Below are 18,876 nucleotides of genomic sequence, written 5' to 3' on the forward strand. Positions count from 1 at the left end.
AACGGGCAGCCTATCGGCTTGCCACCACAGCCTTCGTCCGCAGCGGCAGTTCGCGCGAGGAACGGCCCGCGAAGACCTCCCGGGGACCGGAACCCACCACCCAGGTGTGCTGTTCCGGGTCCCACGACGACAGCGTGCGCGCGTCCACGTCCACGGCGACCCGCTGCGCCTGGCCCGGCGCCAGGGTGATCCGCCGGTACGCGGCCAGGGTGCGCACCGGCTGGTCCAGCCTGAGCGCCGCCGACGGGCCGACGTACACCTGCGCCACCTCCGTGCCCTTGCGACGGCCGGTGTTGCGGACCGTGAACTCCACGCGCAGTCCGCCCCGCTCCGGCCGCACGTCCAGCTTCTCGTACGCCCACGTCGTGTACGAGAGCCCGTGTCCGAAGGGGAACAGCGGGGCGACCTGCTGCGCGTCGTACCAGCGGTGGCCGACGTGGACGCCCTCGGCGTACTCCTGCCGGCCGCCCACGCCCGGGTAGCGCAGCCGGTCCCCGCCGACCGGGGTCGCCCGCTCGTCGGCGGGGAAGGTCTGGGTGAGCCGGCCGCCCGGATCCACGTCCCCGAAGAGCAGGTCGGCGGTGGCTCCCGCGCCCTCCTGGCCCGGGTAGTACATCTGGAGGACGGCGCCGGTACGCGCGAGCCAGGGCATGGTCGTGCTCGAGGGGGTATTGAGTACCACTGTGGTGTTCGGGTTGGCGGCGGCGACCGCCTCGATCAGCGCCGCCTGGCCGCCCGGCAGCGCGAGCGAGCTCCGGTCGCTGCCCTCGGTGGCGTCCCCGTAGGCGAACAGCACCACGCTGCGGGCCGCCCCGGCGGTCTTCACGGCCTCGGCGACATCGGCGGCCCGGCTCGCGTTCGTGGTGTGCCGGAGGCGGAAGCGCTGGCCCTTGTCCCCGCCCTCCGCGGTCACCGCGAGGCGGTGGGTGCCCGCCTTGAGCGCGACCGTGCGGCGGCGGACGGCCAGCCCGTCGGGGGCGGAGCCGAGCAGTCCGCCCGTGAAGTGCTCGGCCACCCCCTGCCGTACGGGGAACAGTTCCTCCCCGTCGAGCCGTACGGAGGGCCGTCTGCCGGTGTAGTGGACGAGCAGGGTCCACTCGTCGGGGGCGGCCAGGGTGAACTCCCCCTCGTGGCTGAAGCGCTGCCCGGCGTCCACGGCCCGGTCGTCCAGGGCTGCGGGCGGGGTCAGCAGGGCCGGCGGGAGCGCCCGGCCGTACAGGTCCTCGCCGAGGGCGTAGCGGACGGTGGCCCCGTTGCCGGCGCGCCGCTCGATGGCGGCGAGCGGGGAGGGCGCCTTCCCGGCGGCCACGTGCGCGCTGCCCCCGCCGCTGACGAAGGGCACCTGGCCGGTCGGCCCGACCACGGCGATCGAGCGGGCCGCGGCGCCGGTGAGCGGCAGGGTTCCGTGCTCGTTGCGCAGCAGCACCGCACCGGCGGTGGCCACTTTCCGCGCCACCCGGGCCCCGGCGAAGGCATCGCGGACGGGCCGGGCCGCGGGGCGTGCGGCGAGCAGCCCGAAGCGGTCCAGGGTGGTCAGGATCCGGCGTACCGCGAGGTCCAGCGCGTCCTGCGGGACGGAGCCGCCGCCCACCGCTTCGCGCAGCGGGGCGCCGAAGTGGGTGCCGCCGGGCATCTCCATGTCGAGTCCGGCGGTGATGGAGGCCACGGTGCCGTGGGTGGCGCCCCGGTCGGACATCACCCAGCCGTCGAATCCCCAGCGGCCGCGCAGCACTTCGTCGAGCAGGTGCTTGTTCTCGCAGGCGTAGACGCCGTTGACCTTGTTGTAGGCGCCCATCACCGAGCCGGCGCCGGCGGCCACCGCTGCCTCGAAGCCCCGCAGTTCGGTCTCGTGCAGGGTCTGCTCGGCGGCGACCGCGTCGACGGTCTCGCGGCCCTGTTCCTGGTTGTTGAGGGCGAAGTGCTTGACGGTGGCGATCAGCCCTTCGTCCTGGATCCCCCGGACGGTCTCGGCGACCAGGTCGGCCGTCAGCTTCGGGTCCTCGGCGAACGTCTCGAAGTTCCGCCCGGCGAAGGGGGTGCGGATCAGGTTGGCCATCGGGGCGAGCAGTACGTCCTGGCCGAGCGCCCGGCCCTCGCGGCCGATGACCCGGCCGTACTCCCGGGCCAGGACGGGGTCGAAGGCGGAGGCCAGCATGACGGGGGCGGGGAGCGCGGTGGCGGGCTCGGCGACGCGGACCCCGGCGGGCCCGTCGGCGAACCGCAGCTCCGGGATGCCCAGGCGGGGGACGCCGGGCAGGTAGCCCGCCTGGCCGAGCGGGGCGGGGTCCGGGGCGCCGTGCAGCAGGGCGGTCTTCTCGTCGAGGGTGAGCTCGTCCAGGAGGGCGTCGACGCGTGCCGCGCCCGCCGGCTTCCCGGCGGCCCCGGGGGCGGGTGACACCGTAGGGGGGACCTTGCCCGGCGGCACCGTGGCCACGCAGCCCGTCGCCCCCAGCGCGGCGGCCGCCGCCCCGAGCATCCGCAGCGCGGAACGTCTGGACACGGGCTCGCTCATGGGCGCCCCCTGCGGCGTCGGCGTCGGTGGGAGCGGCCCGCGCCGGACCGCTCCCGCGCCCACTGTGCGGCGCCGGGCGGCCGGGCCCGCTCAGACGCGCCACCGCGAGCCCCGAGGTTCAGCCCTGCGGCGGCGGCACGCCGTCGGCTTCCCCGCGCGGCTCGTCCTGGCTCCGGACCCGCGCCTCGGTCCGGTCTCCCCGCGCGATGCAGTCCCGTACGACGGGTTCCACCGCGCCCGGCCCGGAGCCGACGCGCGTGTGGGGCCGCACCTCCCTCGGGTGCGGCCCCACACTCCCCTCCGTGCGTGCGCCTCAGGCGTTGGGCCGAAGCGTCCAGACGACCGTCATCTCGCCGGTCACGGCCTCGTCCTCGCGCTGGATGGCGATGGTCACCGGGAACTCGGGGCGGCCGCCCGCGTCGAGTTCGGCGACGACATCGGCGGCCGGGCGGCCGAGGGTGGCGGTGGCGGTGACGACGCCCTTGGCCAGCTTCTTGTAGCCGATCTCGGCCTTGACGGCCAGCGGCACGGCTCGCGAGAGCTGGTCGCCGAAGGCGGCCAGGACGATCGCACCGCTCGCGGATTCGGCCAGCGTGAACATGGCGCCGGCGTGCGGCCCGCCGACGTGGTTGTGGTAGTCGGGCTGGTCCGGCAGGCGGACGACCGCGCGCTCCGGGGTGGTCTCCAGGAACTCGAGGTTCAGGGTGCGTGCCATGGGCACGGTCGCGGCGAGCAGTTCGCCCACGTTCATCTGTTCTGCGCTCATGAAGCGCGAGGTTACCCGTGAGTAGATGTGCTTGGCCAGACCTGATCCGGGGGCGGCCGTGGCTCCCGGTGCCCGCTCCCACTATCGTTACCGGCCATGTGGCCAGGACAGCAGCAGCCGCCCGGGGGCGAGCACAACCCCCAGGACGCGCAACAGAACCCGTACCAGCAGCAGCCGGGGCAGCCGAACCCGTACCAGCAGCAGCCGCAGCCGGGGTTCGGTGAGCAGCAGCCCGGCTACGGATATCCCCAGGCGGGCTACCAGACGCCCCCGCCCGTCCAGCCGTGGGGACAGCAGACCCAGCAGACCCCGCAGCAGCCCCAGCGCGGCGGCGGGAGCCCCTACTCCACCAAGACCGTGGCGATCGTCGCGGCCGCGGCGGTTGCCGTGACGGCCGCCGTCACCGGCACCTTCGTGCTGACCCGGGACGAGAAGGGCACCGAGGCGAACGACAAGCCCGCCGCCGCCTCCTCTTCTCCCGCCGCCAGTTCCGCCGCCCCGGCCGCCCCGACCGGGAACCCGCGCGCCGGCGGCGAGGTGAAGCCGGTGATCCCGGGCTGGAAGGTGGTCGTCAACCCGAAGTACGGCACCGCCTTCGACGTCCCGCCGGAGTGGGAGGTCCTCAGCTCCGGCTACTCCATCGGCTTCGAGGACGAGGCCAAGAACGACGGTTCGCCGGTCGTCATGATGTCCGCGCCCGCGTACCTCAAGCAGGACTGGTGCAAGGTCGACTCCGACAAGAACGGCAGCGAGGAGACGACCGCGCTCGGCGGCACCGGCACCAAGGGCGGCCAGGGGGCGAAGGACACCGCCGAGGCCGCGCGCAACGAGGCCGGCAACTGGGCGTTCGCCGGATACGCGCAGAAGGCCCCGAAGGGCACCACCAAGGTCACCGACCCCAAGGAGTACACGACCGCCTCCGGCCTCAAGGGGCACATGGCGACCGCTTCGGTGACGGGCCTGCCGAAGGAGAACAAGTGCTCCTCGGACGGCAAGAGCATCGCCTTCAGCTTCAAGACCACCAACGGTGACTTCGCGAGCTGGGTCCTCTACAGCGCCGCCGGCGTCCCCGGGGAGGTCACTCAGGAGACGTTCGAGAAGATCCTGAGCTCGGTCCGCCTCAACGCGAGCTGATCCGCGGCCCCGTCGCGCACTGATCCGCGGGCTGATCCGCGCGCTGATCCGCGGGTCGACACGCGGGCCGATGCGCCGGCCGATGCCTCGGCCGTTCCCGCCTTCCCGTCCCCCGGGCCGACAACCCGTTTGGATTCTCGGCCCGGGACGGGGATAGTCCGGGGGTGAGCACTCCCCTCGCCGATCCGTCCCGAACGTCCGGAAAGCGCCGCCGTCCCGATTGGGCGGGCCGCAACTACAGCCTGCTGACGGGCGCGGCGGTCGTCACGAACCTCGGCAGCCACGGAGCGCTCATCGCGGCCGCGTTCGCCGTCCTGGAAGCCGGCGGGTCCGGGGGCGACGTCGGCCTCGTCGCGGCCGCCCGTACGCTGCCGCTCGTCCTCTTCCTCCTCATCGGCGGAGCCATCGCCGACCGGCTGCCGCGGCACCGCGTGATGGTCGCGGCGAACGCCCTGAACTGCGCCTCGCAGGCCGCCTTCGCCGTGCTCGTCCTGGCCGGGGACCCGCAGCTGTGGCAGATGATGCTGCTCACCGCGCTCTGCGGCACCGGTACGGCCTTCTTCAACCCGGCCGCCGAGGGCATGCTGCTCTCCAGCGTCTCGGGCGAGCACGCCAACCGCGCCTTCGCACTGTTCCGGATGGCCATGAACGGCGCCGGCATCGGCGGTGCCGCCCTCGGCGGGGCCATGATCGCCGCCATCGGCCCCGGCTGGGTGCTCGCCGTGGACGCGGTCGCCTTCGCCCTCGCGGGAGCCCTGCGCGCCTTCCTCGACGTCAGCCACATCCCCGACCGGGGCCCGGGCGGCGGGCTGCTGTCCGACCTGCGCGAGGGCTGGGTGGAGTTCAGGACCCGCCCGTGGCTGTGGAGCATCGTGCTCCAGTTCTCCGTCGTCGTCGCGGTCGTCGGCGCCGCCGAGGCGGTGTACGGGCCGTTGGTCGCCCGGGACCGGCTTGGCGGGCCGGCCCCGTGGGGCGTCGCGCTGGCCTTCTTCGGGGTCGGGACCATCGCCGGGGCCGTGCTGATGATGGCCTGGAAGCCGCGCCGGCTGCTGCTGGTCGGCACCCTCTGCGTGTTCCCGCTGGCGCTGCCGTCGGCGGGGCTGGCCGTGCCCCTGCCCGTGTGGGGGCTGTGCGTGGTGATGTTCGTGAGCGGCCTGGCCATCGAGGTGTTCGGCGTCAACTGGATGACGACCATGCACCAGGAGGTCCCGGAGGAGAAGTTCTCCCGCGTCTCCGCCTACGACTGGTTCGGCTCGGTGTCCATGCTCCCGCTGGCCACCGCCGTGGCGGGCCCGGTCGAAACGGCCGTCGGCCGCACTGCGGCCCTGTGGGGCTGCGCCTGCCTCGTCGTCCTGGTCACCGCCCTCGTCCTGCTGGTCCCGGACGTCCGCCGGATGACCCGCAAACCCCGGAAGCCCGCCCCCGCCCCCGTTGAGGCCGCCCCCGCCGGAGTGTGAGGCGCGGGGCTCTGCCCCCACCCGGACCGCGCCGGCCCGCCCGGCCCCGCCCGGCCCCAACGGCCCCGCGTCGGCACCGCCCCGGCCCCGCTCAGCCCACGCTGAACGCCCCCGCCGGGGGCTCCGGCGAGGCCACCGCCTCCGCGTCCCCGACCGGCACCGCCCCGCGCATGAACCGGGCCAGCCCCGCCCCCGCCTCCACCCGGGCGGCGAACGCGTCCGCCGCGCACCGCCGGGCCAGCGCCCCCACCGGGATCTCCCGGTCCGAAGCCACCAGCACGGCGTTCCCGAAGCGCCGCCCCCGCAGCACCCCCGGCTCGGCGATCAGCGCGAGCTCCCCGAACACGGACCCGAAGTTCGCCAGTTGCGCCCGCAGGAACCCGAACGGCGCCCCGTCCGCGAGGTTCGCCGCGTACAGCCCGCCGGGCCTCAGCACCCGCGCCGCCTCCCGCGCGTACTCCACGGAGGTCAGCTGCGCCGGCACCCGCGAGCCCCCGAACACGTCGGCGACCAGCACGTCCGCGCTCGCCGCCGGAGCCCCCTCCAGCCAGGCCCGCGCATCGGCGGAGTGCACCGTGATCCCGGCCCCTTCCCCCAGCGGCAGGTGCTCCGCCACGAGCTCCACCAGAGCGGCGTCGAACTCCACCACCCGCTGCCGGGACCCCGGACGGGTCGCCGCGGCGTAGCGCGGCAGCGTCAGCGCGCCGCCGCCCAGGTGCAGGAGGTCCAGCGCGGCCCCCGGCGGCGCCGCGCAGTCGAGCACGTGCGCGAGCCGCCGTACGTACTCGAACTCCAGGTGCTCCGGCTCGTCCAGGTCCACGTAGGACTGGGGTGCCCCGTCGACGGTCAGCAGCCAGGCCCGCTCCCGGTCCACGTCCGGCATCAGCTTGGCGGTGCCCTGGCCCACGTCCCGGATCACCGGGATCTGTTCGTCGCTCACCCCACCATTGTCAGGCCGCCCAGATGTCAGGCCGCCCAGACCGCCGCCGCCTCGGCCGCGTGCGCGGCCGCCTGCGCCAGGCCCGCGCGCGCCGCCGGTGCCCGCCGGGCGGGGTCCAGGACGTTGCGCCCGAAGGTCTTGCGCGCGGCCGCGGACGGGGTGATCAGCAGCACCCGGGCCCCGGCCGCCCGCAGCCGGGCGGCCTGCGCGGCGGGCGAGGGGACCATCCCGGACCCGAGGCTCATCGGCGCGAGGATCACCACCCGGGCGCAGCCGGCCGCGAGATCGGCGTTGGTCGCGGAGCGGACCCCGCCGTCCATGAACCGCCGCCCGTCCACGGTCACGGGCGGCCACACCCCGGGCACGGCGCAGCTCGCCGACACGGCGTCCACCAGCCCGGCTCCGCTCTTGCGGTCGAAGGCGGCCAGTTCCCCGGTCAGGGTGTCCACGGCGGTGACGACCAGGCGCCGCTGCGGCCACTCGTGGGAGACGAGCCGGCCCTTGAGCACCTCGCGGCGCTCCGCCTCCCGGGCGGTGCCCGCCGCGGCCAGGGCGTACGCGCCGATCCGCTTGCGGTAGCCGACGGCGTCCCGCGACCGGGCCATCGCGACGGCGTACCGCGCGACGATCCCCGCCCCGAGCCTGGCCGCGGTCTCGCCGGAGGCGTCGCCCAGCTGGCGTTCGTAGAGCTCCTGCGGGGACAGCAGTCCGGAGGTGAGCTGCGCGCCCACCACCGAGCCGGCCGAGGTGCCGACGACGAGGTCGGCGGTGGACAGGTCGACGCCCGCCCGGGCGAGCCCGTACAGGATTCCGCTCTCCCAGCCGATCCCGGTGAGTCCCCCGCCACCGAGCACCAGTGCCGTATCGCCGCTCATCGCCGCCCGCCCCTCTGTCCCGTGCCCCGTCGCGGGGCCGTGCCTGTGGTGACGGCAGTCTGGCCCAGACCGGCCGCCGCCACCACAGCGGGTCCCTACAGGACGGCGGTCACCGTCCCGGCGCCGACGGTGCGCCCGCCTTCACGGATCGCGAAGCCGAGACCGGACTCCAGCGGAACGTCCCGCCCCAGTTCGACGGTCATTGTGACCGTCTCCCCGGGCCGCGCCACACCGGCCTCGCCCAGGTCCACGTCCCCGACCACGTCCGCGGTGCGGATGTAGAACTGCGGCCGGTAGCCGGACGCGATCGCCGTCGCACGGCCGCCCTCCCGGGCGGACAGCACGTACACCCGGGCCGTGAAGCGGCGGCTCGGCGCCACGCTCCCGGGCGCGGCGACCACGTGCCCGCGGCGCACCCCCTCGCGCGGGACGCCGCGCAGCAGCAGCGCGACGTTGTCCCCGGCCTCGGCGGACTCCATCGGCTTGCCGAAGGTCTCCAGCCCGGTCACGACCGTCTCCACCGGCTCCCCGTCGCCGCCGAGCACGCTCACCCGGTCGCCGAGCCGTACGCTGCCGCGCTCGACGGCGCCGGTCACGACGGTCCCGCGCCCGGTGATGGTCAGCACGTTCTCCACCGGCAGCAGGAACGGCGCGTCCGTGTACCGCACCGGCATCGGGACGTACGTGTCCACCGCGTCCAGCAGCGCCTCGATCGCCCCGGTCCAGCGCGGGTCGCCCTCCAGCGCCCCGAGTCCGGAGACCCGTACGACCGGGGCGGTGTCGCCGCCGTAGCCGTGCGAGGTGAGCAGCTCGCGGACCTCCAGCTCGACCAGGTCGGTGAGCTCGGGGTCCCCGGCGTCGGCCTTGTTGAGGGCCACCACGATGTGGTCGACGCCGACTTGGCGGGCGAGCAGCACGTGCTCGGCGGTCTGCGGCATGACCCCGTCGAGCGCGGAGACGACCAGGATCGCCCCGTCGAGCTGGGCCGCACCCGTGACCATGTTCTTGATGTAGTCGGCGTGGCCCGGCATGTCGACGTGGGCGTAGTGCCGGGTGTCCGTCTCGTACTCGACGTGCGTGAGGTTGATGGTGATCCCGCGCCGGGCCTCCTCGGGGGCCCGGTCGATGCGGTCGAACGGCACGAACGAGGCGCCGCCGCGCTCGGCGAGGACCTTGGTGATGGCGGCGGTGAGGGTGGTCTTCCCGTGGTCGACGTGTCCCATGGTGCCGATGTTGAGGTGCGGCTTGCTGCGCACGAAGGCCGTCTTGGCCATGATGTCTTCCCGTGTGATCCGAAACTGGAGACGGGACCCCTGGAGCGAACCGACCCTCCCCCTGCGGGGTCCGCCGGACGATCCGGGAAGGGTCAGCTTCGTGCGCCGTCGAATGCGGCGGGGGCAGACGCATCTGCGAGGAGGGCAGCCTCCGGCGCGTCCGCGACTGCGGACGGCGCTGCGGGGAAGGCGTACCGGGACATGCCCCTGATCCTGCCGAACGCCCGGGGCGCCGTCGAATGAATTTCCGCGCGGTGCAGCGGGTTTCCGCGCGGTGCGCCGGGTTTCGGGGCAGCGCGTCGCGTTTCCGCGCGGCCCGTCCCGGCGGGCTCCGGAGTGTCCTTCGTCACTGCCCCGGGCGCTTCGCGGCGCGGCGGGCCGCGGATCCCCGGGAAGGGGCGAGGTCCGGCTGCCCGCGGGCCCGTGCGGGACATCCGGAGGCCGCCGGGCGTTCCGCCGCATGAGGTCCGGATTACGGCGCGACGCCGTATGTGTCGTCTACCCTCCCAGGATGTCCCTCCTCCTCGCGCCGTGGACCCGGCTGTCGCTGCTCGTGCTGCTGCTCGCCGCGGCGGGCGTGTGCGTGCTGCTGTACGAGCCCCAGCGCCTGCTGTCGGAAGGCTGGCCCCCGGAGGTCCCGGTGGGCGCCGGGGTGCTGCTGTTCGCGGCGGCGTACGGCCTGTGCACGGCGGCGTTCGTGCCGCGGCCGCTGCTGAACCTCGCCGCGGGAGCGGTCTTCGGAACCCAGTTCGGCCTGGTCGCGGCCGTCGGCGGCACGGTGCTCGGCGCGGGCGTCGCCTTCGGTCTGGGCCGGGCGTTGGGACAGGGCGCTTTGCGTCCGCTGCTGCGCGGCCGCCTGCTCCAGGCCGCCGACGGGCAGCTGAGCCGGCACGGCTTCCGCTCGATGCTGGCGATCCGGATCTTCCCCGGGGTGCCCTTCGCGGCGGCCAACTACTGTGCGGCGGTGTCCCGGTGCGGGTGGCTGCCGTTCCTGCTGGCGACCGCGCTCGGCACGGTACCGAACACGGCCGCGTACGTGATCGCGGGGGCCAGCGCGTCCTCCCCGAGCTCGCCCGCCTTCCTCGCCGCGTTCGGCTTCATCGCGGTCTCCGGAGTGGTCGCGGGGGCCGTCGCCTGGCGCAAGCGCCACCGCCTCGTTCCCCTCCCCGCACCCGGGCCGGCGTACGAGCCCGCACCCCAGCACCCCCCTGTGGTCAGCGGCGCCCCCCACGGGCCCTAGCATCGGACGCGAACTGCCCGACGATCACAAGGACGAGCGCACCCCGACATGAGCTGGTTCGAATCCCTAATCCTCGGTCTCGTCCAGGGGCTTACGGAGTTCCTCCCGATCTCCTCCAGTGCCCACCTGCGGCTGACCGCGGCTTTCGCCGGCTGGCACGATCCCGGAGCGGCCTTCACAGCCATCACGCAGATCGGCACCGAGGCCGCCGTGCTGATCTACTTCCGCAAGGACATCGCGCGGATCGTCTCCACCTGGTTCCGGTCCCTGTACACCAGGTCGCTGCGCTCCGAGCAGGACGCGAAGATGGGCTGGCTGGTGATCGTCGGCTCGATCCCGATCGGTGTCCTCGGCCTCGTCTTCAAGGACGCGATCGTGGGCCCGGCCCGGGACCTGCGCCTGACGGCCACCACCCTGATCGTGATGGGCATCGTGCTCGGCATCGCCGACCGGCTGGCCGCACGTGACGAGGAGGGCGGCCGGCACCGGGCGACCCGCGAGCGCAAGACGCTCAAGGAGCTGGGGGTCAAGGACGGTCTGATCTTCGGTGTCTGCCAGGCGATGGCCCTGATCCCGGGCGTCTCCCGCTCCGGCGCGACGATCTCCGGCGGTCTGCTGCTGGGCTTCACCCGCGAGGCCGCGGCGCGTTATTCCTTCCTCCTGGCCATCCCGGCCGTGCTCGCCTCGGGTGCGTTCGAGATCAAGGACGTGGTCGAGACCCCGGGGCACATCTCCTGGGGGCCGACGATCTTCGCGACGGTCATCGCCTTCTTCGTCGGCTACGTCGTGATCGCATGGTTCATGAAATTCATCTCGACGAAGAGCTTCATGCCGTTCGTGATCTACCGCATCCTGCTGGGCATCGCCCTGTTCGCGCTGATCGGCACGGACGTGCTGAGCCCGCACGCGGGTGAGTCCGGCTCCTAGCGGGAGCGCGCACCAGCCCTTCGCGTGAATCGGAGGCCGCCCGGGAACGTTCCCGGGCGGCCTCCGCGTCGTTGTGCCTGGAGAGACCTGAAGGCGAGAACCAGGGGGTGCCCCATGGGTCGTGTGGTGTTGGAGCGTTTTCCGGCCGGAAGTCCGAGGGGAAGCTGGCCTGCGGAGGAGTACGCGGCGCAGCGGCTGCGCGAGGGCGTGCCGGCCGAGGTGGTGATGGACCTGGCCAGTGACACGTTCCTGGTCGTGGTCCGCCAGCGGGAGGCGCGTTCCCGCCATTGATCGTTCGCAAGGAGATCCGGTCCGCGCACGCCCCTTGGCCTCGGGCGTCCGCGCCCGCACACTGTCCCGATGACGCAGCGTGTGGACCTCGCGACGGTAATGGACCGGCTGGCTATCGACGAGGTGGTCTCGGGGTACGCGGCGGCCGTCGACGACGGTGACTGGGCCGCGTACCGCGCCCTGTTCACCCCCGCCGGACGGGCCGACTACAGCTCCGCGGGCGGGGTCGAGGGCCCGGCGTCCGAGGTGGCCGACTGGCTCGCGGAGACCATGCGGCTCTTCCCCGTGCGCCAGCACCTGATCGTCAACCGGCTGATCCGGCTGGAGGACCTGGGCGGTTCGCCCGGTGACACGGCCGAGGTGCGGGCCGACTTCCTGAACCCGATGCGGCTGGCCGGTCCCGAGTACGACGGGACGGTGACCTCCCCGAACTTCGTCGCGGCCGGCCGCTACGCCTTCGAGCTGGCCCGGACCCGGGACGGCTGGCGGCTCACCGGGGTCACCGTGCACGAGAAGTGGCGCCACATGTCCGCGTAGCCCTTGCCGGGCTGATCCGGCCCGGCCGTCCCACACTGGAAGGGGAGGCACGTCATGGTCCCGAATCCGAACCGGTGGTGGCGTGCGGCGGCAGCGGTCGCCTGCGGAGCGCTGCCCGCCCTCGCCTTCCCCGCCCCGGCGCTGTGGTGGTTCGCCTACGTCGCCCTCGTGCCCTGGATGCTGCTGCTGAGGTCCGCCCCCACGCGGCGGCGCGCGGCCCTGGAGGGCTGGCTCGGCGGCGCCGGGTTCATCTTCGCCGTGCACCACTGGCTGCTGCCGAGCCTGCACGTGTTCCTGGCCGTGCTCGCCGCACTGTTGGGGCTCCTGTGGATCCCCTGGGCGCTGCTGGTGCGGGAGTTGCTCGGCGGGGCGCCGACCCGCGGGCGCGCCACGGCCTCGCTGGTCCTCGTACCGGCCGCGTGGCTGCTCTCGGAGCTGGCCCGGTCCTGGCAGGGGCTGGGCGGGCCGTGGGGCCTGCTCGGGGCCAGCCAGTGGCAGGTTCCGGCGGCGCTGCGGCTGGCTTCGGTGGGCGGGGTGTGGCTGGTGAGCCTGCTGGTGGTGGCGGTGAACTGCGGGCTGGTGCTGCTGGTCGCGGTGCCGGGGGCGCGCGTCCCGGCGGTGGCCGGGGTGACGGGATGTGCGGTGCTGGCGGGGGTGGCCTGGCTGTGGGCGCCGCGTCCGGAGCCGTCGGGCGGGCTGCGCGTGGCCGTCGTACAGCCGGGCCCGGTGGCGGACGGTCCGGACAGCGCCGAGCGGCGGTTCGACGCCGGGGAGCGGCTGACGCGGGGCCTGGCGGGGCAGCGTCCGGACCTGGTGGTGTGGGGCGAGAGCAGCGTTGGCGCGGACCTGGCGGCCCGTCCGGACCTGACACGGCGGCTGGCGGCGCTGTCCGCCGAGGTGGGGGCGCCGCTGCTGGTCAACGTGGACGCCCGGCGCAGTGACCGCCCCGGGATCTACAAGAGCTCCGTGCTGATCGGCGCACAGGGCCCCACCGGCGACCGGTACGACAAGATGCGCCTGGTTCCCTTCGGCGAGTACATACCCGCCCGGTCCCTGTTCGGCTGGGCGACCTCGGTCGGCAAGGCGGCGGACGAGGACCGGATGCGGGGCGACTCCCCGGTGCTGATGCCACTGCCGGGGCGGCCCGGGGTCCGGCTCGGCCCGCTGGTCTGCTTCGAGTCGGCCTTCCCCGACATGAGCCGGCGCCTGACCCGGGACGGGGCGGCCCTGCTCGTCGCCCAGTCGGCGACCTCCAGCTTCCAGGACAGCTGGGCCCCGGCCCAGCACGCCTCGCTCGCCGCCCTGCGCGCGGCCGAGACCGGCCGCCCGGTGGTGCACGCCACCCTCACCGGGATCAGCGAGGTGCACGGCCCGTCCGGCGAGCTGGTCAGCCCGGCCCTGCCCACGTCCGCGAGTGCGGCGCGGGTGTACGGGGTGCCGCTGGCCGGGGGCACGACGCTCTACGTCCGCTTCGGCGACTGGCCGGTGGGCGCGGCACTCGTCGCCCTGGCGGCGTACTGCGCGGCCCTGGGAGCGCGCTCGATCAGGAAGCCTGCTCCAGAGCCGACCGCACCACGCGCTCGCACAGTTCGTGGGTGAGCAGCGCGTCCCGGGCGCTCAGCGTCTTGCCGGTGTCCACTGCCTCCAGGAAGGCGTCCACGACCTGTTCGATACCGCGCTGGCGGGCGACGGACACCCAGTCCCCGCGCCTGCGCACGGTGGGCTGCCCCTTGTGGTCGATGATCTCCGCGAGGTTGACCACCTGCCGCTTGGTGTCCTGCCCGGACACCTCCAGGACCTCCTCGGTGGAACCCGACAGCCGGTTCATGATGCCGAGGGCGGTGAAGCCGTCGCCGGACATCTGGAGCACCACCTGCTGCATGAGCCCCTCGCGCACCACGGCCCGCACGTCGACGTGGTCGGCCTCCCCCGGCAGCAGGAAGCGCAGGGTGTCGACGACGTGGATGAAGTCGTCGAGGACCAGCGTCCGCGGGTCCTCGGGCAGCCCGATCCGGTTCTTCTGCATGACGATGAGTTCGCGCGGATGGTCGGCGCACTGCGTGTAGCCGGGGGCGTGGCGGCGGTTGAAGCCGACGGCGAGGGAGACCCCGCGCTCGTCGGCCAGCTCGACCAGCCGCCGCGAGTCCTCCAGCTCGTAGGCCAGGGGCTTGTCCACGTACGTGGGGACGTCCGCCTCCAGCAGCCGCGACACGATCTCGGGGTGGGCGGCGGTCGGCGCGTGCACGAAGGCGGCGTCGAGGCCCTCGGCGAGCAACGCGTCCAAGGTGGTGTGCCGGCGCGCGGCCGGGACGTGGTGGATCTCGCCGATCCGTTCCAGGGTGGCGGGCGTGCGGGTCTGCAGGTGGAGCTCCACCCCCGGGCGGGTGGTGAGGACCGGCAGGTACGCCTTCTGGGCGATGTCGCCGAGTCCGATGACGCCAACCTTCACCGGGAGCCTCCAGGTTCGTTCCTTGTGGGACGCCCGCAGCTTAATCCCTGGTGACGGGGGGCACGTTCGCTGAGGATGGGGCGCATGACCAATTCCGGATCCCACCGCCCCGAACCCGCCACCACCGCCGACGAGCGGGAGATGCTCGACGGCTGGCTCGACTACCACCGTTCCACGCTCGCCTGGAAGTGCGAGGGCCTGGGGGACGAGCAGCTGCGCCGCACCGCGCTCGCGCCCTCCGAGCTCAGCCTGCTGGGCCTGGTACGGCACATGGCGGAGGTGGAGCGCTACTGGTTCCGGGAGATCATGCTGGGCGAGGACCTGCCCGAGCTGTACTGCACGTCGGAAGACCCGGACGGCGACTTCCACTTCGACGAGAAGGCGGGCTGGGCCGATGCCGAGCGGGTCTGGCAGACCGAGGTCGAGCTGGCCCGCCAGGCCGCCGCCGGCCGGTCCCTGGACCTTCGGTCGGCGGCCGAGAGCCACCACCGCGGCGAGGTGTTCAGCCTGCGCTGGGTCTACACCCACATGATCGAGGAGTACGCGCGCCACAACGGGCACGCGGACCTGCTGCGGGAGCACATAGACGGCGCCACGGGCGAGTGAGGCAGCCGGTGCGCCGCTGGCCGTCAACCGGCGGCGCACCGGCGACCAGCCGTCACCCGTGCGGGGGCAATATCGTCCCAGGGTTTTCGCAACGGGGTGCTCGCACAGCAGAGTTGCGCGAGTGCATCCAACCCGAACCACGACAAAACTGCTGCTCGGAGTCGCCTGCGCCGTCTCGGCCGTCTCCGGCTGCGTGAATGTGACCCCCGCGCCGATGCAGCCGGCGGCGGCCCCCTCCACGGGGCTGCCGCCGCAGCACGACCCGCGCGGCGGGCCGGGGCCGGCTCCGGTGGTCGTCCAGGCGCCGGCCCTCGAAGCGCTGGAGGCGGTACCGCGGGAACCCGCGCGTCCGGCGGCTTCGGCCGCCGCCGCCCGCCGGGCCGTGCCGCGCACGGCGCCGCAGCAGCCCCCGGAGCCCGGGCCGGCCGCGCCCGCGGTCCCGGACATCCCGGTGCCTCGGGAGCACGCCGAGCACCCGTCCGAGCGCTCCGACGGCCGTCCGGGGGGCCGCCGGCGCCACAACCGGCCCGACGCGGAGGTGCCGCGCGAGCTGATGCGGGAGCTGCCGGTCCGCCCGGCGGACGTGTGCGCCATGGGCCGCCGCCACGGGCGCTGGCACCCCGACAGCCCGGAGGCCCGTATCTGCGCGGGCGTCCACGCCGACTGAGGGGCCTCGCGCACCGCGGCCCGGGCCCCGGGGGCTCACGGATCCCCCCGGGGCGGCCGGAGAAGCCCCGCCCGGGCTTCCCGGGGGCCTACGGAGCCACTGCCGGCGGGCCACGCCCTAGGGGCTCTGCTCCGGGAACGGCCGGGGCCCCGCGCCGGTTCCCGGCTCGGCGGCGAGCCGCCGCTCCAGCCGGGCGATGGCGGCCCGCACCTTGTTCCCGTACCCGTCGTCGGCGAGCGCGCCGGTGGCCGCCCGGGCCCGCGCGAGGTGCACCCGGGCCGCCTCGGGGCGGCGCAGCTTCACGTAGTCGGCGGCCAGGCTGAGGTGCAGCGACGGGTAGAACACCCGGACGGCAGGATGCGGCTCGGCGGAGCCGCGCGCACCCGGTCCGCCCGCGGACCCCCCGACCGTCCCCCCGCCCGGCCCGTCGGCCGACCCCTCGGCGGGCCCCTCGACCGGCCCCTCGACCGGCCCGTCCGCAGCGGTCAGCGCCCGCAGGTCCCAGGCCAGTTCGTCGGCCGGGTCGTCCTGGGCGTCGGCCATGTAGTGCGCCAGGGTGCACCGGTGGAGGGAGTGGCCCGCGACGGCGATCTCGGCCCAGATCTCCCCGAGGCGGTTGCGGGCCTCCTCGCGGTCGCCGGCGTGCAGCAGGATGACGGCCTGGCCGATCCGGGTCATGACGGCGTCCTCCGACGCCTCCTGCTGCTCGGTCAACGCGGCCTCCGGCTTGCTCTGCCAGACCTGCTCTCCGGTCTGATCGTCAAGACGCTAGCCGCAGGCACCGGCTCTGGCGCCGAGGCGCGGTGTGGCGTCAGCCCAGGTCCGGGATCCGCCAGTCGATCGGCTCATGGCCCTGGGCGGCGACGGCCTCGTTGATCTGCGTGAAGGGGCGGGAGCCGAAGAACTTCTTGGCCGACAGGGGCGAGGGGTGGGCGCCCTTGACGATCACGTGCCGCTCCTCGTCGATGAGCGGGATCTTCTTCTGCGCGTAGGCGCCCCAGAGCACGAAGACCACCGGGTCGGGGCGCTCGGACACCGCGCGGATCACCGCGTCGGTGAACTTCTCCCAGCCCTTGCCCTTGTGCGAGTTGGGCTCGGCCTCGCGGACGGTGAGGACCGCGTTGAGCAGCAGGACGCCCTGCTCGGCCCACGGCATCAGATAGCCGTTGTCCGGGACGGGGAGCCCGAGCTCCTCCTTCATCTCCTTGTAGATGTTGCGCAGCGAGGGAGGCGTCTTGACCCCGGGCCGCACGGAGAAGCACAGGCCGTGGCCCTGGCCGGCGCCGTGGTACGGGTCCTGGCCGAGGACCAGCACCTTCACCTTGTCGAAGGGCGTGGCCTCCAGGGCCGCGAAGACCTGCTCGCGGGGCGGGTAGACCGGCCCGTTCGCCCGCTCCTTCTCGACGAACTCGGTGAGCTCTTTGAAGTAGGGCTGGTCCAGCTCCCCGCCGATAGCGGGGAGCCAGGACTCGGGCAGCATCTGGGTCACGTCTACAACCTCCGGTACAGGATCGCGCTACTGCGCGGTGCAACTGCTCTGAACTTACCGGGGGCCACTGACAACGTCTCGTCCGCCCGCCGCCGCGGGACGGCTACCAGCTGGTCTTGCGGTACAGCTCCCACATCTGCATGGCGGTCTGCGGGTCCAGGGCCCGCTCGGCACCCGCGATGTCCTCGCGTGCGGCGACGTACAGCTTGCCCTGCCACAGCGGCAGCAGCCTGACGTCCTGCGCGAAGATCTGCTGGGCCTCCTCGAACTCCTTGATGCCGGCGGCCCGGTCGCTCTCGCGGCGGGACTTGGGCAGCAGTTCGTTCAAGATGGGCGCGGGCTCGTACGGGGTGCCGACCGCGTTCTCCTTGCCGACGAACGGCGCGATGAAGTTGTCCGGGTCCGGGAAGTCGGGGAACCAGCCGCGGCCGAAGACCGGGTACTCGCCGTTCTTGTAGCCGGCCTGGAAGGCCTTCCAGGGCTGGCCCCGCAGGTTGATCTTGAAGAGGTTGCTCTCCTCGAGCTGCCGCTTGATCTCGGTGAACTCGTCGGCGGTGGAGGGGCCGTAGCGGTCGGTGGTGTACCAGAAGGTCAGCTCGACCGTCTGGTTGATCCCGGCGGCCTTGAGGATCTTCCTGGCCTTCTCGACGTCCGCCTGGCCGTACAGGTCGTAGAACGGCGTCCGGTGGGCGACGGTGCCCTTGGGGACCATCGAGTACAGCGGCTCGGCCGTGCCCTGGTAGACCTTGGAGACGAGTGCGCCGCGGTCGATGAGCTGGGCGATGGCCTGGCGCACCGGCAGCTTGGCGACCTGCGGGTCCTTGGGGTTGAAGACGAGGTAGCGGATCTCGGCGCCGACGTTCTCGACGACCTGGATGCCGGCCTCGTGCGAAGCGGGGCTCTGGAACTCCTTGACCTCCGCGGCGGACAGGCCTCGGTAGGTGGCGTCGATCTCCTTGGCCTTGAGGGCCGAGACCATCTTCTTGGAGTCCGCGAAGTAGCGGATGGTCACCGCGTCGTTGCGCCGGTTGGCGAAGCCCGTGTAGCTCGCGTTGCGGCTGAGGACCGCTTCGCTGCCGTCCGTGTAGGAGTCGAGGACGTAGGGGCCGGAGCCGACCGTCTTGCCGTCCTCGCGCACCTTGTCCGCCGGGTACTCCTTCGGCGGGACGAGCGAGGCCGCCGGGGAGCCGAGCACGTACGGGAAGGTGGCGTCCGGCCGGTTCAGGATGAAGACCACCGTCAGCGCGTCCGGGGTCTCGATCTTGTCCAGGCTGCCGAAGAGGTCCTTCGGGCCGACCTGGGAGTTGATCGTCCGGATCCGGTCGATCGAGTGCTTGACGGCCTTGGAGTCGAGCGGGTCCCCATTGGAGAACTTGAGGCCCTTCTTCAAGGTGCAGCGGTAGGACTCGTTCGCGGAGTCGGTGAACTCGCAGTTCTGCGCGGCGTCCGGCTGGGGCTTGGTGGAGCCCGTGGGGAACGCCATGAGCGTCTGGTAGATGTTCCGGTACAGCTCCCAGGAGCCGTCCCATGCCGCCGCTGGGTCGAGGGTGCTCGGCTGGCTCATCGTACCGACGACGATCCGCTTCTTGCCGTCGTCGCCGTCGTCGGAAAGCAGACCGCATCCGGCGAGCAGGGATATGGACGCAAGGGCCGCAGTGATCTGCAGGCATCTGGTCCGGTTGAACACGTGCACGCTCCTCGATCAGCCAGGG

Annotated in this window: 19 protein-coding genes; 9 read left to right on the plus strand and 10 right to left on the minus strand. The window is 73.6% G+C overall.

Annotated features, from left to right (window positions below):
* Positions 1-10: 10 nt before the first annotated feature.
* From ACZ4TG_RS32355 to ACZ4TG_RS32365, 3 genes are all read right to left on the minus strand, one after another.
* On the minus strand, positions 11-2,512 hold the full coding sequence (locus tag ACZ4TG_RS32355; protein ID WP_468169801.1) for a beta-glucosidase: 2,502 nt from the start codon (positions 2,510-2,512) through the stop codon (positions 11-13).
* Positions 2,513-2,630: 118 nt separating this feature from the next.
* A complete protein-coding gene (locus tag ACZ4TG_RS32360; RefSeq protein ID WP_468169804.1) occupies positions 2,631-2,783 on the minus strand; it encodes a hypothetical protein in 153 nt (50 codons plus the stop codon).
* A 42-nt stretch (positions 2,784-2,825) separates the two neighbouring features.
* On the minus strand, positions 2,826-3,263 hold the full coding sequence (locus ACZ4TG_RS32365; protein ID WP_031149949.1) for a DUF4442 domain-containing protein: 438 nt from the start codon (positions 3,261-3,263) through the stop codon (positions 2,826-2,828).
* 111 nt (positions 3,264-3,374) lie between these two features.
* On the opposite strand from ACZ4TG_RS32365, the gene ACZ4TG_RS32370 reads away from it, so the two are divergent.
* Together ACZ4TG_RS32370 and ACZ4TG_RS32375 are read left to right on the plus strand one after the other, a co-directional pair.
* On the plus strand, positions 3,375-4,412 hold the full coding sequence (locus tag ACZ4TG_RS32370) for a DUF8017 domain-containing protein (protein WP_468169807.1): 1,038 nt from the start codon (positions 3,375-3,377) through the stop codon (positions 4,410-4,412).
* Between the two features lie 164 nt (positions 4,413-4,576).
* Positions 4,577-5,869 (plus strand): MFS transporter, encoded by a 1,293-nt coding sequence (locus ACZ4TG_RS32375; RefSeq protein WP_468169810.1) that lies wholly within the window; start codon positions 4,577-4,579, stop codon positions 5,867-5,869.
* 91 nt (positions 5,870-5,960) lie between these two features.
* Here the strand turns inward: ACZ4TG_RS32375 and ACZ4TG_RS32380 are convergent, their stop codons facing one another.
* The 3 genes from ACZ4TG_RS32380 to tuf form a co-directional block, all read right to left on the minus strand.
* Positions 5,961-6,752, minus strand: a complete 792-nt coding sequence (locus ACZ4TG_RS32380) for a spermidine synthase (RefSeq protein ID WP_468169947.1) — start codon at positions 6,750-6,752, stop codon at positions 5,961-5,963.
* An 83-nt stretch (positions 6,753-6,835) separates the two neighbouring features.
* Complete coding sequence (locus ACZ4TG_RS32385) at positions 6,836-7,684, minus strand: patatin-like phospholipase family protein (RefSeq protein WP_468169813.1); 849 nt, start codon at positions 7,682-7,684, stop codon at positions 6,836-6,838.
* 95 nt (positions 7,685-7,779) lie between these two features.
* Complete coding sequence (tuf, locus tag ACZ4TG_RS32390) at positions 7,780-8,958, minus strand: elongation factor Tu (protein WP_468169816.1); 1,179 nt, start codon at positions 8,956-8,958, stop codon at positions 7,780-7,782.
* A gap of 511 nt (positions 8,959-9,469) precedes the next feature.
* Here tuf and ACZ4TG_RS32395 point away from each other — a divergent pair.
* The 5 genes from ACZ4TG_RS32395 to lnt all read left to right on the plus strand — a co-directional run bounded on the left by ACZ4TG_RS32395 (position 9,470) and on the right by lnt (position 13,552).
* The gene (locus tag ACZ4TG_RS32395; protein WP_468169819.1) at positions 9,470-10,198 is read left to right on the plus strand and encodes a TVP38/TMEM64 family protein; all 729 of its coding nucleotides are present in this window, start codon (positions 9,470-9,472) and stop codon (positions 10,196-10,198) included.
* Positions 10,199-10,246: 48 nt separating this feature from the next.
* Positions 10,247-11,125 carry an undecaprenyl-diphosphate phosphatase gene (locus tag ACZ4TG_RS32400; protein ID WP_468169822.1) on the plus strand — a complete coding sequence of 293 codons (879 nt, stop codon included), beginning with the start codon at positions 10,247-10,249 and terminating at the stop codon, positions 11,123-11,125.
* 114 nt (positions 11,126-11,239) lie between these two features.
* Positions 11,240-11,416: a hypothetical protein gene (locus ACZ4TG_RS32405; protein ID WP_468169825.1), complete on the plus strand. Its 177-nt coding sequence runs from the start codon at positions 11,240-11,242 to the stop codon at positions 11,414-11,416.
* Positions 11,417-11,485: 69 nt separating this feature from the next.
* The gene (locus tag ACZ4TG_RS32410; protein WP_468169828.1) at positions 11,486-11,953 is read left to right on the plus strand and encodes a nuclear transport factor 2 family protein; all 468 of its coding nucleotides are present in this window, start codon (positions 11,486-11,488) and stop codon (positions 11,951-11,953) included.
* Between the two features lie 54 nt (positions 11,954-12,007).
* Positions 12,008-13,552 (plus strand): apolipoprotein N-acyltransferase, encoded by a 1,545-nt coding sequence (gene lnt / locus ACZ4TG_RS32415; RefSeq protein ID WP_468169831.1) that lies wholly within the window; start codon positions 12,008-12,010, stop codon positions 13,550-13,552.
* Here lnt and ACZ4TG_RS32420 read toward each other — a convergent pair.
* Positions 13,497-14,402, minus strand: coding sequence for a Gfo/Idh/MocA family protein (locus ACZ4TG_RS32420; protein WP_468169835.1), 906 nt, complete (start codon positions 14,400-14,402; stop codon positions 13,497-13,499). The genes lnt and ACZ4TG_RS32420 overlap by 56 nt on opposite strands.
* Before the next feature lie 84 nt (positions 14,403-14,486).
* On the opposite strand from ACZ4TG_RS32420, the gene ACZ4TG_RS32425 reads away from it, so the two are divergent.
* Both ACZ4TG_RS32425 and ACZ4TG_RS32430 read left to right on the plus strand, forming a co-directional pair.
* Complete coding sequence (locus tag ACZ4TG_RS32425) at positions 14,487-15,008, plus strand: DinB family protein (protein WP_468169838.1); 522 nt, start codon at positions 14,487-14,489, stop codon at positions 15,006-15,008.
* A gap of 121 nt (positions 15,009-15,129) precedes the next feature.
* Positions 15,130-15,675 carry a hypothetical protein gene (locus ACZ4TG_RS32430; RefSeq protein WP_468169841.1) on the plus strand — a complete coding sequence of 182 codons (546 nt, stop codon included), beginning with the start codon at positions 15,130-15,132 and terminating at the stop codon, positions 15,673-15,675.
* Positions 15,676-15,792: 117 nt separating this feature from the next.
* Here ACZ4TG_RS32430 and ACZ4TG_RS32435 read toward each other — a convergent pair whose 3' ends face one another.
* The 3 genes from ACZ4TG_RS32435 to ACZ4TG_RS32445 form a co-directional block, all read right to left on the minus strand.
* The gene (locus tag ACZ4TG_RS32435; RefSeq protein WP_468169844.1) at positions 15,793-16,389 is read right to left on the minus strand and encodes a hypothetical protein; all 597 of its coding nucleotides are present in this window, start codon (positions 16,387-16,389) and stop codon (positions 15,793-15,795) included.
* 97 nt (positions 16,390-16,486) lie between these two features.
* Positions 16,487-17,155 carry a uracil-DNA glycosylase gene (locus tag ACZ4TG_RS32440; RefSeq protein WP_468169950.1) on the minus strand — a complete coding sequence of 223 codons (669 nt, stop codon included), beginning with the start codon at positions 17,153-17,155 and terminating at the stop codon, positions 16,487-16,489.
* 112 nt (positions 17,156-17,267) lie between these two features.
* Positions 17,268-18,851, minus strand: a complete 1,584-nt coding sequence (locus tag ACZ4TG_RS32445) for an ABC transporter substrate-binding protein (RefSeq protein ID WP_468169847.1) — start codon at positions 18,849-18,851, stop codon at positions 17,268-17,270.
* Positions 18,852-18,876 lie beyond the last annotated feature (25 nt).

This window comes from Streptomyces sp. NPDC028314, assembly GCF_055565795.1.

Coding starts and splice junctions, on each gene's coding strand:
- ACZ4TG_RS32355 (WP_468169801.1), bottom strand. CDS start 2,512: ATGAGCGAGCCCGTGTCCAGACGTTCCGCGCTGCGGATGCTCGGGGCG.
- ACZ4TG_RS32365 (WP_031149949.1), bottom strand. CDS start 3,263: ATGAACGTGGGCGAACTGCTCGCCGCGACCGTGCCCATGGCACGCACC.
- ACZ4TG_RS32370 (WP_468169807.1), top strand. CDS start 3,375: ATGTGGCCAGGACAGCAGCAGCCGCCCGGGGGCGAGCACAACCCCCAG.
- ACZ4TG_RS32380 (WP_468169947.1), bottom strand. CDS start 6,752: ATGCCGGACGTGGACCGGGAGCGGGCCTGGCTGCTGACCGTCGACGGG.
- ACZ4TG_RS32385 (WP_468169813.1), bottom strand. CDS start 7,684: ATGAGCGGCGATACGGCACTGGTGCTCGGTGGCGGGGGACTCACCGGG.
- tuf (WP_468169816.1), bottom strand. CDS start 8,958: ATGGCCAAGACGGCCTTCGTGCGCAGCAAGCCGCACCTCAACATCGGC.
- ACZ4TG_RS32395 (WP_468169819.1), top strand. CDS start 9,470: ATGTCCCTCCTCCTCGCGCCGTGGACCCGGCTGTCGCTGCTCGTGCTG.
- ACZ4TG_RS32400 (WP_468169822.1), top strand. CDS start 10,247: ATGAGCTGGTTCGAATCCCTAATCCTCGGTCTCGTCCAGGGGCTTACG.
- ACZ4TG_RS32405 (WP_468169825.1), top strand. CDS start 11,240: ATGGGTCGTGTGGTGTTGGAGCGTTTTCCGGCCGGAAGTCCGAGGGGA.
- ACZ4TG_RS32410 (WP_468169828.1), top strand. CDS start 11,486: ATGACGCAGCGTGTGGACCTCGCGACGGTAATGGACCGGCTGGCTATC.
- lnt (WP_468169831.1), top strand. CDS start 12,008: ATGGTCCCGAATCCGAACCGGTGGTGGCGTGCGGCGGCAGCGGTCGCC.
- ACZ4TG_RS32425 (WP_468169838.1), top strand. CDS start 14,487: ATGACCAATTCCGGATCCCACCGCCCCGAACCCGCCACCACCGCCGAC.
- ACZ4TG_RS32440 (WP_468169950.1), bottom strand. CDS start 17,155: ATGCTGCCCGAGTCCTGGCTCCCCGCTATCGGCGGGGAGCTGGACCAG.